The following is a 13,957-nucleotide window of genomic DNA, read 5'->3' as shown; positions in this document are numbered from 1 at the left end:
GAGGATTACCACAAGATGGACGGCCAGAGGAACCGAAAGCACAGCCACAGCAACGCCGTGAGCACGACGGTCATCAGGAGGTTCAGCGCGACGCCGGCGCGCAGCATATGTCGCTGTTCGATGTAGCCCGACCCGAAGACGACCGCGTTCGGCGGGGTCGCCACCGGAAGCGCGAAGGCGAAACTCGCCGCGACCGCCCCCGCGACGGAGAGGAAGACCGCTGTCGACGTCTCGGTGAGGCCCGTCGTCGCCGCAAACGCGCCGCCCAACCCGACCAGGATCGGGACGATGATCGTCGCCGTCGCGGTGTTGGAGGTCATCTCCGTGAGGAAGATCACGAGGAACACGACGACGCCGACGACGAGCGCGATCGGTGCGTCCGTGAGCGACCCGAACGCCGTCCGGGCGATCCAGTCGGTCGCGTCCGTCTTCGCGAGCGACTCCGCGAGCGAGATACCGCCGCCGAAGAGCAGGATCGTCCCCCAGTCGACATCGGCCAACTCCCCCCACGTCATCGTGTCCGCGAGCACGAGCGCGGGGATCGCCGCGAGCCCGACCATCACGTAGTAGAGCAGCCCCTGGTGTCCCTCGACGCCGAGGACCGACGCCCCCGCGCCGCCGAAGACCGTCGTGGCCCACGCCGCCGGCAGCGCGGGCGCGAGGAGGTCGCCGAGACCGCCGAGCACCCACAGCGCGGCTGTCGCGGTGAAGATGACCGCGACGCGTCGCCCGCGCGGACTCAGCGGACCGCTCGCTTCGAGGCGCGCCTTCGCCTCCGAACGCGCGGCGTCGACGTTCTCGACGCGCGGCGGGTAGATCCAGAACGTGAGGACGTACCACACGATCGGGAGCGTGACGACGACGACCGGGACGCCGACCGCGAGCCACCGGGCGAAACCGATCTCGTAGCCCAGGAGCGCGTTCAACTGGGCGGCGAGAACCGCGTTCGGCGGCGTGCCGATGATCGTGCCGACGCCGCCGACGCTGGCGGCGTACGCCGTCCCGAGGAGCATCGAGAGCTGGAAGTTGCTGAACGGGACCGACTCCGCGGCTCCGGGATCGCTCCCGGGGGCGGCCTCGACAGCGTCGCGATCAACGTCAGCGCCGGCGGTCTCGATCGGCGCGTACCGCGAGGAGACCGCCACAGCGTCCGCGCCGACCACCTGTGCGATCACCCCGACCGCGATCGGCGTCATCATCGCCGCCGTCGCCGTGTTCGACACCCACATCGAGAGGAACGCGGTCGCGAGCATCACGGCGGCGACGAGTCGACGCGGCGACGTTCCCATCTTCGCGAGCAGCCACAGCGCGAACCGTCGGTCGATGGCGTACTTCTGCAGCGCGTTCGCCAGCATGAATCCGGCCAGGAACAGGAAGATGATCGGGTCCGCGAACCCGGACAGCGCGGCGGCCAACTCGGGGTACACTCCGAAGCCGGTCAGCACGAACGGGATCGACAGCGCAGTCACCGAAAGCGGGAGCGTGCCGGTGACCCACAGGAAGCCTGCGAAGAACGTCGTCGCCAGCGCGTACTGCCCCGCGAGCGAGAGTCCGCTCGGTGCGGGAGCGACAGCGACGGCTCCCGTCCCCGCGACGGCGACCGCGAACAGGACGAGCCGTCGCTGCGGCCTCGACAGTCCGACTCCGGTCATTGCTCTCCCCGGGATACAGTCGTCGACACTCGCTACGACCTAAAAGAGCGGGGGCGCACGACTCACGGGTGCATACGAACCGTTGGGTCGCGTCCCGCACCGACGGAGAACGCTCTAGCCGTCGACGTTCGAGCGCTCGGAGGACTCCGCGTCGTCGATCGATTCCATCACCCGCTCGTGGAACTCCCGCAACACGGCGCTCTCGTCCTCGGCGAGGACCACGTCGCTGGCGAGCAGCGTCGCGAGCCCGAACGCCCGCGGCGTCGGCGAGTCCACCCGTTTCGTGACGACCTCGAAGTCGCCGGTTTCGAGCGCCGCGAGCGCGTCCTCGACGGCCGCGACGTTCAGTTTGTCCTCGACGATCTCCCGGTAGGTCTCCTCCATCACCGCGAACTCCTCGAGGTCGTCGGCGAAGGACAACAGCATCTCCGCGGAGACCTGCTGTTGGGCCGCCGACTTCTCGTAGCCCTTGTACCGCTTTAAGATCATCAGCGCGCGGGTGGCGTTGATCCTGAAGTAGCGCTTGAGTAGATCGGTCTCCGCGAGCGCATCGCGGAGGTCCTCGCGCACCGTCTCGGGGTCGAGTTCGGCGAGCGCGCCCGCGACGTCGACCTTCCGGTTCAGCGGCATCGACAGGGAGAAGCCGTTGTCCGCGACCGCGATCTGGACGTTGGCGTTCGATCGGTTGGCGCAGCGGGCGGCGACGAGCCGCGAGAGGCCGTCGTTGAACCGCCGTCCGAACGTCGAGTGGACGTAGAAGTGCCTCCGGTAGGTCTCCCGATCGAGCGTCTCCTCGACGACGAAGCGGCGGTCGGTGGCGACGCTGTCGGCTCCCGCATAGCGTCGCTGCTCGTCGAACAGCCGCGTGATCGCGCGCACGGCGTTCTCGTCGACCGGGAACTCCCGAAGCCACTCGCGGACGGCGGGCGGGCCGCCGGCGTCGAGCCGGTCGAGGAGTTCCGCCTGAAACGAGCCGATCTCTCGACCGAGGTCGTACGACAGCGGCAGTCGCTCGGAGAACCACGAGGGGACCGTCGCCTCCTTGCTCGTCCGGTCGACGTAGACCTTCGAGCCGCGGCGGTAGCGGTAGGCGAACCGCTCTCCGCCGAGGACGAACACGTCGCCCTTTTCCAGGGTGTCGAGGTAGTCCTCGTCGAGCGTCCCGACCCACTCCTCGCCCTGTCGCGTTCGAACCTCGCAGGTGAACGAATCGGGGATCGTCCCGAGGTTCGTCATATAGATGACGCGGGCGAGTCGACCGCGCTTGCCGAGCAGCGGCTCGCCGACGGGGAAGTCCTCGTAGTGGTGCTCGCCGTCGGGCGGGTCGTTGGTGTCGCGCCAGACCTTCGCGTAGACGTTCTTCTCTTCGAGGCCCTCGTAGTCGGCGGTGAGATACCGGAGCAGCCGCTCCCAGTCGTCGTCGCTGTAGTTCCGATACGGGTACGCCCGACGGAGCGTCGCGAGTACGTCGGCCTCCCGGCGGACCGCCGCGATCGCCATCCCGTAGACGTGCTGGGCGGCGACGTCGTGGGCGTTCTCGGGCACGAACACCCGGTCGACGAAGCCGTCTTCGGCCTTCCGGAGCATCACCGCGCACTCGACGAGTTCGTCGCGGTCGAGCGCGATCACGCGCCCCTCCACGGTCTGCCCGAGGCTGTGTCCCGCGCGGCCGACGCGCTGCAGCAGGGATGCGACGGATTTCGGCGAGCCGACCTGCACCACGAGGTCGAGGTGCGGCATATCGATGCCCAACTCCAGGCTCGTCGAGGTCGTGACGACGTCCAAGGAGCCCTCCTTCAGTCCCTCTCGACGGCCTGTCGGCGCTCCTTCGAGAGGCTGCCGTGGTGACAGCCCGAGTTGGCGTCGTCGTAGGCGTCGAAGCGCTCCCGCAGGGTTTCGAGGACGCGCTCGGCCCCCGAGCGGGTGTTCGTGAACACCAGCGTGTTCTCGTGGCCCTCGATCAACTCGTGGAGTCGGTCGTAGAAGCCCGATTGGATCTCCGACCGCGGCGTGTGGATCAGGTCGTCGGTCGGGCACTCCAGCCGGAGGTCGAAGTCGCGGACGAAGCGCGTGTCGACGATCTCACAGTCCCGCGGCGCTCCGTCCCCGTCGCGGCCGACGAGGAACTCGGCCATCTCCGAGAGGGGTTCGACCGTCGCCGAGCAGCCGATCCGGGTCGGCGAGGCGTCCGTGAGTGCTTCGAGCCGCTCCAGAGAGACCGACAGGTGCGTCCCGCGTTTGTTGGCCGCGAGGCTGTGGATCTCGTCGACGACGACGTACTCGACCGTCCGGAGCTTCTCTCTGAACTTCGGCGCGTTCAGGAGGATCGCGAGCGTCTCCGGGGTCGTGTTGAGGACGTGCGGCGTCTCCTCGAGCATCCGCTGGCGCTCGCTGGACTCGGTGTCGCCGTGGCGGATCGCGTGCCGGACTTCGACGGCCTCGTCTCGCTCGTCCATCCGCGATTCGATGCCCTCCAGGGGAACCGTGAGGTTGCGGTGGATGTCGTTGGCGAGGGACTTCAGCGGCGAGACGTACAGGCAGTACACCGAGTTGTCGAGGCCGTCCTCGCGTTCTCTGCCGCGCCGAAACAGGTCGTTCAGAATCGCGGTGAAGCTCGCGAGCGTCTTCCCCGACCCGGTAGGCGCACACACGAGCGCGTTCTCGCCCTCGTCGACGAGCGGGATCGCCTCCCGCTGCGGCGGCGTGAAGAAGCCCCCGTTCTGGCCGACGTAGCGGCCGAACTCGTCGACCCACCACTCACGCACGGCGGGTTCGAGACGGTCGAGCACGTCCTCGTCGGCGATGTCGACGGCGTCGGGATCGAACGCGAACGGGTCGGCTTCGAGGGCGCGTTCCGCGTCCGCACGTGCGTCGTCGCCTTCGACGGCGACGGCAGCGCCGGTGTCGGCGGTCTCGTCGCCGGCGTCAGCCGCCGCTGTGTCGGTGGCGGCTCGTCGGAGCAGTTCGCGCCCGGTCGGCGGCATCGTCTGGAGGTAGGAGCGGACGGATAAGTGGGTTCTGCCCGCTTCCGACGCGCAAGTCGGGAGCGTATCGCTCTCTAACGGAGGCGGATCATCCGCACCACCGATGGTTCTCCCGGCGTATCGTGGCGAACAGCTGGCACCCGCATCGACGACTCGCGGCCTCCTCGGTGCCGCGCCCGTCCGCTCCCGCGTCGACGTGCCAGACAACCGCTGCCCGACGCGGGCTCGCGTCTACGTCACGGGGGCTGTGGCCGCCCGTTCGTACATAAACGCTCGCGGGAGGTCCGTCGGGGTCGCAGTCCCCCGAACGGTTTTCGGCCGGCGTCGTCTACGAAGCCGTATGCGTCTGACCTTCCTCGGAACGGGCAGCGCGATGCCCGTCCCCGACCGCGTCCAAGCCGGTCTGCTCCTCGAACGCGGCGACCGGTCCCTGCTGGTCGACTGCGGCAGCGGCGTCCTCCACCGGCTCGCGGACACCGAAGTCGGTTACGAGGGCGTCTCGACCGTGCTCCTCACGCATCACCACCTCGACCACGTCGCCGACGTGCTCCCGCTCCTGAAGGCCCGCTGGCTCGCGGGCGAGGAGCACCTCGAAGTCGTCGGCCCCGCGGGCACGAAATCACTGCTCGACGGGCTGCTCTCGGTTCACGACTACCTCGACGGCCGCGTCGATCTGAGCGTCCGCGAGGTCGGCCCGACCGACTTCTCGCTCGCGGGGTTCGACGTGTCGGCGACGGAGATGACCCACTCGATGGACTGTCTGGCCTACCGGTTCGCCGATCCCGACGCCGACGGCTCCGCTGGCGACGTCGTCTTCTCCGGCGACGGCGAGGCCGCGGCGAGCCTCGCGAACTTTGCCGACGGCGCGGCCGTCCTCGCGCACGACTGCTCGTTCCCCGACGACGTCGACGTCGCGACCCATCCGACGCCCTCGCAACTCGGCGACGTGCTGGCGGGCCACGACATCGGGCGCGTGTACCTGACGCATCTGTACCCGCACACCGAGGGCCGCCACGAGGAGATGCTCGACTCGATCCGCTCGCGGTACGACGGCGACGTCAGATTCGCTCACGACGGCCTGAGCGTGGAGATCGAACCCTGACCGAGCCGTGATCGAGCGGGGCTTCGAGGCCCGCGGAGTCACATCGTCGAGGCGCTCTCGCCCCCGTCGATAGGGACGGCAGCGCCCGAGACGAACGACGACGCCGGCGATGAGAGGAAGGCGACCGTCTGACCGAACCGCTCCGGGTCGCCGAGACGACCGAGCGGGATGTTACTCGCGCGGGCTTCGAGTCCCGCCTCGAAGGAGTCGTAGCTGCCGTCGCGCACGCCGTCCTCGACGCGTTTTTCCACCCGCGGCGTCCTGTGGGTGCCCGGGAGCACGGCGTTCGCTCGGATGTCCGGCGCGAACTCCTTCGAGAGGGTCTTCTCCAAGCCGACGACCCCCGAACGGACCGCGTTCGAGAGCACGAGATCGTCGGTCGCCTCTTTGACGCGGAGCGAGCCGATCGTCACGACCGTTCCGTGGTCGCTCTCGCGGAGGTGCGGCTCGGCCGCTCGGATCGTCCGGACGACGCTCATCACCAGCAGGTCGAACGCGTCGTACCAGTCCGCGTCGCTCGTTTCGACGAACGGTTTCGCCGGCGGCCCCCCGGCGGAGGTGACGAGGTGGTCCAATCCGCCGAACTCCGCTACCGCTCGCTCGACGAGCGCGTCCCCGGCTGTCGGGTCGGTGAGGTCGACCGCGTGCCCGACGACGGACGCGCCGTCCTCCGCGGCCTCGCGGACGTCCGCGACCGCGGCTTCGAGCCGCGCTTCGTCCCGTCCGTTCAGGACGACGTCGACGCCTTCGGCGGCGAGCGCCCTCGCCGAGGCTTTCCCGAGTCCGCTGCTCGACGCCGTCACGAGCGCCGCGTCTCCGGCGATCTCCAGGTCCATAGTCCGGGAGGCCGCTCGATGCACAAAAGCGTTCATTCGTCGGCCGAGGACGGACGAGACCGTCGCAGGATCAGTCCGTCGTTCCCAGTCCCGAATCGTCGAGTTCCGAGACCGCGATCAGCAGCCGACCGTCGTCCAGCGCCGTCACCATCTTCGACTCGGTGAACGTACTGCCGTCGGACCGAAGCCCGCGGCTGCGGCCGCTCCACTCGCCCCCGCGCCGGACGACCGGCAGGACGTGCGTGCGGATGTGTTCGACCTCCTCCTCGGGATGGAGTTCGCTCCAGTGTTTCCCCTCGACGTCGTCGGCGTCGTAGCCGTAGAACGACGCGTAGGTGTCGTCGGCCTCCTCGAAGCGCTCGTCGGAACCGACGACGCCGACCCCGTCGAGTTCGGTCTCGGCCTCCGGGTCGAATTGCCCGCCGCCCTCGACGGCGTGTTCGACCCGGCGGATCAGCATCGTGTACTGGTCGGTTCCCAGCCCCTTTCGGAGGTAGTCGGTGAGCCCCGCCTGGATGATCTCGGCGGCGACGTCGTTCGTCGCCTCGCCGGAGAACAGGAGCAGCGGCAGTTCCGGGTGCGTCTCGCGGACCGCCTCCAGGAACGCGACGCCGTTCATCTCGGGCATCTTGTAGTCGCTGATCACGCAGTCGAAGGCCGACTCGGAGTCGCGAATCCGTTCGAGAGCGTCCGTCGGCGACGTCTCCGTCGCCACGGTGCAGTCGATACCGCTTCCGTCCCGTTCGAGGAAGGTCTTCACTAACGCCCCCAAATCCGGGTCGTCGTCGACGTGGAGGACCGAGAGCGGCTCGTCAGTGGCTGACACGGACGAAGCTGCGGACCTCGGAGAAAAATGCCTTGTGGCTCGATTATCTGCGCTGATTCCGACCCCGACGGGCGTCCGGAGTCCGCCCGCTGCGGCAACTGTTTACTCGCTCCGGATTGAAGGGTCGGATATGAACGACGTCATCTCGGGGCTCGAAGGCGACCTCCGATCGAACGGGATCAGCGTCGAGTCGATCGATCCGAGCGGCGATGCCGTCGACTTGGTCTACCTCACCGCCTTCCCCGACGTCTCGGTGAACCACCAGGAGATGGGGCGCGCCCTCCGGACCTTCGTCGATGCCGCGGAGCACGACGAGTGGGAGCCCAAGCGCGTCGAGGCGACGGTGCTCCGGCACGACGACGACGTCCAGGGGACGTGGCACGCCGAGGGCGAGTGGTTCCGCGAGTACGTCGCCTACGACATCAGCGGCGAGGAGTTCTCCGAACGGGTCATCGCGACGCTCTCGGAGGAGCGACGGTGACGGTCCGTCGCCCAGAGTCCGAGAGCGGGGACGCCGAGCGCCCTCCGAGCCGCCGTCGTCGACCCTCCAGATACGAGTTCTCGACGGTGAAGCTGACGTTCCGCAGCGGCGGAGAGCGCTGCGTGGGTCGACTGTACCGCCCCGATCGCCCCGCCGACCCCGCGCTCATCGTCCTCGGCGGCGGGCCGATCGGTGCCGAGGGAGCGGGGCTGGATCGCTACGCGGAGCGCCTCGCCGCGGCCGGATACGCGGTGTTCCGGTTCGACGCTCGGCACGCGGGCGACAGCGACGGGGAACCGCGGAACCTCCTCTCGCCGACGCGCCTGCGCGCCGACTGGGAGGCGGCCCTCGCGGGTCTGCGCGGTCGCAACGACGTCGCTTCCGGTCGCGTCGTCCTCTGGGGCGTCGACCTCGCGGGCGGCACCGTCCTCGACGTCGCCGCCGACGATCCGCGGATCGACGCGGTCGTCTCGCAGACGCCGATCCTCTCCGGACGCGACTTCCTCAGCCGGCGAGGGCGCGGATTCCTCGTCCGCGGGGCGGTCGCTGGCGTCCGCGACCGCCTCCAGTCTCGCATCCGCGGCCCCTACACCGTCCCGGTGGTCGACGAGGGCGGCGACGGGAACGGCGGTCTCGCGCTCGTGTCGACGCCGAGCGCGCCGCGCGCGTACCGCAATCTCGCCGGCGAGGACTGGGAGAACCGGACTCCGGCGCGGTCGCTCCTCGCGCTGGCCCGTCACGCGCCCGACGAGGACCGCGAGCGACTGTCCTGCCCGGTCCTGTTCCTCGGCGGCACGCGGGACGACGTCGTGCCGATCGAGTCGATCGAGGCCGCGAGCGACGCGCTCGCGGAGGCGACGCTGGTTCGCCTCCCCGCGGGCCACTTCGACCTGTACGACGGGACGGGGCTCGAACAGGCGGTCGGCCACGGACTCGCGTTCGCCGACGCGGTGGGAGGTCGGCAGTGAGCCTCACGCGGACCGTCGAACTGGAGGGGCACATCATCGACTCGGGGACGCTCCAGCGAGCCTTCGGGATCGTGATGGACTTCGGCGGCAGTTTCGAGATCGAGACGTTCGACGTCGGGCGGCACAAAGACGAGACGTCGTACTGCCGGATGTCCGTCAGCGCCGACGACGAGGACTCGCTCCGGGAGATCCTCCACGAACTGCACCAGAACGGCGCGAACCTCGCGGACCCCGTCGACGCGAAGGTCGAGCCCGCACCCGCGGACCAGGTGGTCCCGAAGGGTTTCTACTCGACGACGAACCACCCGACGGAGGTCCGATACGACGGCGAGTGGATCCCGGTCGAGAACATCGAGATGGACTGCGCGATCGTCGTCGAGCGAGGCTCGACAGGTGACGACCCCGACGTGCGGGCGCACACGAAGGTCCTCAACGCGATCCGCGAGGGCGACCTGGTCGTCACCGACGAGGCGGGCATCCGCGTGAAGCCGCCGGACCGCCCGCGGGACGCCTCCGGGCCGTTCGGCTTCATGCAGGGCGGCGTCTCCTCGGAGCGGCCCTCCGAGTCGCTGATCCGGGAGGTCGCCGACGCGGTCGTCGCGACCAAAGAGCGCGGGGAGTCGGTGCTCGTCGTCGCCGGACCGGCCGTCATCCACGCCGGCGGCGGCGACGACCTCGCGCGACTCGTCCGCGAGGGCTACGTCGATATGCTCTCGGCGGGCAACGGCTTCGCCACCCACGACATCGAGCGCGGCCTCTACGGGACGTCGCTGGGGATGGACATGGAGACGATGGAACACCCGCGGAAGGGGCACAAACACCACATCTACGCGATCAGCGAGATCATCCGCGCCGGCGGCATCGAGCCGGCGGTCGAGGACGGTATCGTCACCGAGGGCGTGATGTACGAGTGCGTCGAGAACGACGTCCCGTACGTGCTCGCGGGGTCGATCCGCGACGACGGGCCGCTGCCGGACACGATCACCGACGCCGTCGAGGCGCAAGAGGCGATCCGCGAGCAGGCCCGCGAGGCCGACCTCGTCCTGCTGCTCTCCTCGCTGCTTCACTCCGTCGCCGTCGGCAACTGCCTGCCGTCGACGACGAAGGTCGTCTGCGTCGACATCAACCCCGCGACCGTGACGCAGTTGCTCGACCGCGGCAGTTCGCAGGCGATCGGGATGGTGACCGACGTCGGGACGTTCGTGCCGCTGCTGGCCGACGCGGTGCTCGAGGAATCGGACTGACGCGTCGAGAGAGGGTCGCCGCCGTTAGACGTCTTCGAGCGGAACGACGATCATCGGTCGGTTCGCGTGCAGGAGAATCCGCTGGGCGGTGCTGCCGAAGACGACCTTCGCGGTCGGGTTCCGCTTTCTGATTCCGATGGCGATCTCGTCGGCGTCGACCGTCTCGGCCTGTTCGAGGACGTCCTCGTAGGGGTCGTTGCCGCGCACGAACTGGTGGGTCTCTACCGTCGCGATCCCGCCGAGCCGCGAGGAGACGACGTTGAGCGCCTCCTCGCCGTCGCGGATGTCGTCGGCGTCGGTCTCGTCGCCGCCGCGCTGGGAGTTCACCGCGTGGATCTCGTCGCTGGCGGAGACCCGCTCGACGAGGTAATCACAGAGGCGCGCGCTGGTGTCGACGTGGTTCGTCGCGAGTACGTACGTCGTCATACGCTACCTCCCGGCCGGAGAGACCAAAAACCCACCAGACGTCGGGAACATTTACGACCGACCGACGGTCTCAGTGGCGTTTTTCAGTCCGGGTCGCCGCTTCCACGCTTCGACCCTTCGCCGCGGCCGCTCGGGCGACGCCGGGGCGACAGTAGATATGGCAGTGTTGTGATTGTTCTGACAGACGATGGAGTGGCACAGCCGGTCCGCCGAGGAGGTCTGTGCGGAACTCGACACGTCGCCGGAGGGGCTGTCGTCGGAGGACGCCGCCTCGCGGCTGGAAACCGCCGGCCCGAACGAGGTCACGGGAGAGCAGGGCCGGGGTCCGCTGGCGATCTTCCTCGCGCAGTTCTCCAGCGCGCTCATCTGGGTGCTGCTCGTCGCCGCCGCCCTCTCGGTCGCCATCGGCCACCTCGTCGACGCGGTCCTGATCGGCATCATCCTCACGCTGAACGGCGTCTTCGGCTTCGTGCAGGAGTACCGCGCCGAGCGGAGTCTGGAGGCGCTCCGGGAACTGGCGACCCCCGAGGTCGTGGTCCGCCGCGGGGGGACCGAGCAGACCATCGACGCGATCGATCTCGTCCCCGGCGACGTGATCGTCCTCGAACAGGGCGACGTCGTGCCGGCCGACGCCCGCGTCCTCGACGCGGGCGGACTCGAAGTCGACGAGGCCGCGCTCACCGGCGAGAGCGTCCCCGTCGGGAAGACCACCGACGCCGTCGACGCCGACGCGCCGCTGGCGGAGCGGTCGAACATGATCTACAAGGGGACGAGCGTGACGCGTGGCGGCGCGGTCGCGGTCGTCGCCGAGACGGGGATGGAGACGGAGATGGGCGAGATCGCCGCGGCGCTCGTCGGCACCGACGAGTCGCTCACCCCGCTGCAGCGCGACCTCGACAGGCTCGCCCGCCGACTGGGGATCGCCGTGCTCGCGCTGTCTGCGCTGGTCGTCCCGCTTCTCGTCTTCGGCGGTCGCGGGGTCGTACAGGCCGGGCTGACGGCGGTCTCGCTCGCGGTCGCCGCCATCCCGGAGGGGCTTCCGGCGGTGGTGACCCTGACGCTCGCGATCGGGGTGCGGCGGATGGCCGATGAGAACGCCCTCGTGCGGACGCTGCCGGCGGTCGAGGCGCTCGGCTCCGTCGACGTCGTCTGCACGGACAAGACGGGGACGCTCACGGAGGGGAAGATGCGCGTCGAGCGGGTCTGGGTCTACGACGAGGTCGTCGACCTCGGCGACTCCGACGGCGAGCGCGCCGAGATCGACGATCGGCTCGACCGGCTGTTCGACGTCGGCGTCGTCTGCAACGACGCGAGCGACGACTCGGGCGACCCGACCGAGCGCGCGCTCGTCGTCGCGGCCGAGGGCCACGGAATCGACGCCGACGAGAGGCGCGCGGAGCGGCCGCGACGCGACGAGATCCCCTTCTCCTCGGAGCGAAAGCGGATGACGACGGTCCACGACGACGTCGTCTACCTCAAGGGCGCGCCGCAGGAGGTGCTCTCGCGCTCGACGCGCGTCCTCGGCCCCGATGGCCCCGTCGACCTCGACGACGAGACCCGCGCGGCGGTCACCGAGCAGATCGAGGCGTTCGCCGGGGACGCGCTTCGGGTGCTCGGGTTCGCGTACAAGCCGCGGACCGACGGCGGCAGTCCGGAGGGCTCAGTCGACGACGCCGACCGCGCCGGCTACGAGGAGGACCTCGTGTTCGTCGGCCTGCAGGGGATGCTCGATCCGCCGCGTGCGGAGGTCGCCGACGCGATCGCGGAGACGCACCGCGCGGGGATCGACGTGAAGATGATCACCGGCGACAACGCGCTCACGGCCGGGGCGATCGGCGCGCAGATCGGCGTCGACTCGTCGGTCCTGACCGGCAGGGAGGTCGAGGAACTCGACGACGAGACGCTGCGCGAGCGGGTCGAGGAAGTCGACGTGTTCGCGCGCGCGGAGCCGACCCACAAGGTCCGCATTCTCGAGGCGCTGCAGGCCAACGGCCACGCGGTCGCGATGACGGGCGACGGCGTCAACGACGCGCCCGCGCTGAAGAACGCAGACGTCGGCATCGCGATGGGCGTCCGCGGCACCGAGGTCGCAAAGGAGGCCAGCGACATCGTGCTGCTCGACGACAACTACGCGACGATCCGCAACGCGATCCGCCGCGGGCGGACGATCTTCGACAACATCTGGAAGTTCGTCGCGTACCTCCTGAGCGCCAACGCCGCCGAGGTCGCGGTCGTCTTCGTCGCCTCGCTGTTCGGCTACCTCGTCCTCCCGGCGGTCCAACTGCTCTGGATCAACCTCCTCACCGACGGCCTGCCCGCGCTCGCGGTCGGCGTCGACCCCGGCGGCGACGTGATGGACCGGACGCCGCGCGAACGGGCCGCCGGAATCATCGACGCGGAGATGCAGCGCTTCATCGGCGGGGCCGGGCTGACGGCCACGGCGCTGTTCCTCGGCCTGCTGTGGTACACGCTCGACGGCGCGCCCTCGGTGACGCCGTACGCGATGACGATGGTCTTCACCGGGTTCGTCGGCTTCGAGTTCGTCAAGCTCTACGTCGTCCGGTGGATGCGCGGCACCTCGCCGCTCGCGAACCGGTGGCTCGCCCTCGCCGTCGCGGGCTCGATGCTGCTCCAGCTCGCGGTCCTGTACACCCCGCTGAACGCGTACTTCGGGACCGTCCCGCTCGCGCTCGCCGACTGGGGACTGCTGGGGCTGACGTTCCTGCTGGGCGCGCCCGTGCTCGTCGCGCTCGGATGGGCGCTCAGACGCCGGCGGCGGTCCGAGCGCGGGTCCGCGGCTCGACCGGCCGACGCGTCCTGACGCCGCGCAGTCTCCTCACCCGGGCAGAAACAGGTTGATCCCGGCGACGACGAGGCCGGCCAGCGCCATCCGCAGCGCCGAGACGTACCACCGCTGTCCGGAGATCCGGCTCATGTACGCGCCGAACACCGCGAGGATCCCGACGCCGATCGCGACGCCAGCGACGCCCGCCTCTGCCATCGTGAAGAGCGTCCCTTCGAGCGTGAAGGGCACGAGCGGGAGCAGAATCCCGATGAGCGGTCCGAGCCCGCTGGCGGCGGCGTGGACCACCCGCGCGCCGCGCTGCTCGTGGTGGACGCGGGTGTCGTCGAGGTCGATCAGCATCGCTCGCTCCAGCCGGTTGATCTTCGCCTGCGTCTCCGCGCGTTCGATCTCCCAGACGCTCCAGACGGCGGAGGTCCCCAGTCCGACGGCCGCTCCGAGGCCGATCTTGACGACGGTGATGCCGTCAGGAATCCCGGACAGCACCGCGCCGACGATCACGCCGATGCTCGTCAGGGTCCCGTCGAAACCGTTCGAGACGAAGTACCGCCGGGAGATCGCGCGGATATCCTCCCGGCCGAGGAGCCGCCGGACGACCGCGAGCGTCGACAGGATCGAGAGCGTCGACGCCACGG

General features: G+C 69.6%; 10 protein-coding genes and 1 pseudogene. 5 read left to right on the top strand and 6 right to left on the bottom strand.

The genetic code is table 11. The features are described from left to right. Positions 1-5 precede the first annotated feature (5 nt). Positions 6-1,652, bottom strand: coding sequence for an SLC13 family permease (locus ACP99_RS12325; protein ID WP_049986889.1), 1,647 nt, complete (start codon positions 1,650-1,652; stop codon positions 6-8). Positions 1,653-1,766: 114 nt separating this feature from the next. Further along, a pseudogene (locus ACP99_RS12320) lies at positions 1,767-4,456 on the bottom strand (ATP-dependent helicase). A 520-nt stretch (positions 4,457-4,976) separates the two neighbouring features. On the opposite strand from ACP99_RS12320, the gene ACP99_RS12315 reads away from it, so the two are divergent. Next, positions 4,977-5,738, top strand: coding sequence for an MBL fold metallo-hydrolase (locus ACP99_RS12315; RefSeq protein WP_049986888.1), 762 nt, complete (start codon positions 4,977-4,979; stop codon positions 5,736-5,738). Between the two features lie 38 nt (positions 5,739-5,776). On the opposite strand, the gene ACP99_RS12310 is transcribed toward ACP99_RS12315, so the two are convergent. Together ACP99_RS12310 and ACP99_RS12305 are read right to left on the bottom strand one after the other, a co-directional pair. After that, entirely contained in the window at positions 5,777-6,574 is a 798-nt protein-coding gene (locus tag ACP99_RS12310) for an SDR family oxidoreductase (RefSeq protein ID WP_049986887.1), read from the bottom strand. 70 nt (positions 6,575-6,644) lie between these two features. Continuing rightward, the gene (locus ACP99_RS12305; RefSeq protein ID WP_049986886.1) at positions 6,645-7,400 is read right to left on the bottom strand and encodes a response regulator; all 756 of its coding nucleotides are present in this window, start codon (positions 7,398-7,400) and stop codon (positions 6,645-6,647) included. A 130-nt stretch (positions 7,401-7,530) separates the two neighbouring features. On the opposite strand from ACP99_RS12305, the gene ACP99_RS12300 reads away from it, so the two are divergent. The 3 genes from ACP99_RS12300 to ACP99_RS12290 are packed head-to-tail and all read left to right on the top strand — an operon-like array spanning position 7,531 to position 10,093. Then, on the top strand, positions 7,531-7,881 hold the full coding sequence (locus ACP99_RS12300) for a hypothetical protein (RefSeq protein ID WP_049986885.1): 351 nt from the start codon (positions 7,531-7,533) through the stop codon (positions 7,879-7,881). Further along, positions 7,878-8,849 carry an alpha/beta hydrolase gene (locus tag ACP99_RS12295; protein ID WP_049986884.1) on the top strand — a complete coding sequence of 324 codons (972 nt, stop codon included), beginning with the start codon at positions 7,878-7,880 and terminating at the stop codon, positions 8,847-8,849. Before ACP99_RS12300 ends, ACP99_RS12295 begins: the two co-directional genes overlap by 4 nt. Then, on the top strand, positions 8,846-10,093 hold the full coding sequence (locus ACP99_RS12290) for an ornithine cyclodeaminase (protein WP_049986883.1): 1,248 nt from the start codon (positions 8,846-8,848) through the stop codon (positions 10,091-10,093). The genes ACP99_RS12295 and ACP99_RS12290 overlap by 4 nt, the downstream gene beginning before the upstream one ends. Positions 10,094-10,117: 24 nt before the next feature. Here the strand turns inward: ACP99_RS12290 and ACP99_RS12285 are convergent, their stop codons facing one another. Next, entirely contained in the window at positions 10,118-10,519 is a 402-nt protein-coding gene (locus tag ACP99_RS12285; protein ID WP_049986882.1) for a universal stress protein, read from the bottom strand. A 187-nt stretch (positions 10,520-10,706) separates the two neighbouring features. Here ACP99_RS12285 and ACP99_RS12280 point away from each other — a divergent pair, with 187 nt between their 5' ends. Then, positions 10,707-13,340, top strand: coding sequence for a cation-translocating P-type ATPase (locus ACP99_RS12280; RefSeq protein ID WP_049986881.1), 2,634 nt, complete (start codon positions 10,707-10,709; stop codon positions 13,338-13,340). Positions 13,341-13,355: 15 nt separating this feature from the next. On the opposite strand, the gene ACP99_RS12275 is transcribed toward ACP99_RS12280, so the two are convergent. Then, the gene (locus tag ACP99_RS12275; RefSeq protein WP_394324868.1) at positions 13,356-13,955 is read right to left on the bottom strand and encodes a VIT1/CCC1 transporter family protein; all 600 of its coding nucleotides are present in this window, start codon (positions 13,953-13,955) and stop codon (positions 13,356-13,358) included. Between the last annotated feature and the right edge of the window lie 2 nt (positions 13,956-13,957).

It is taken from the genome of Halobellus rufus (assembly GCF_000739575.1).
Lineage (GTDB): Archaea > Halobacteriota > Halobacteria > Halobacteriales > Haloferacaceae > Haloquadratum > Haloquadratum rufum.
This window is presented reverse-complemented; position numbering and strand designations above follow the sequence as displayed.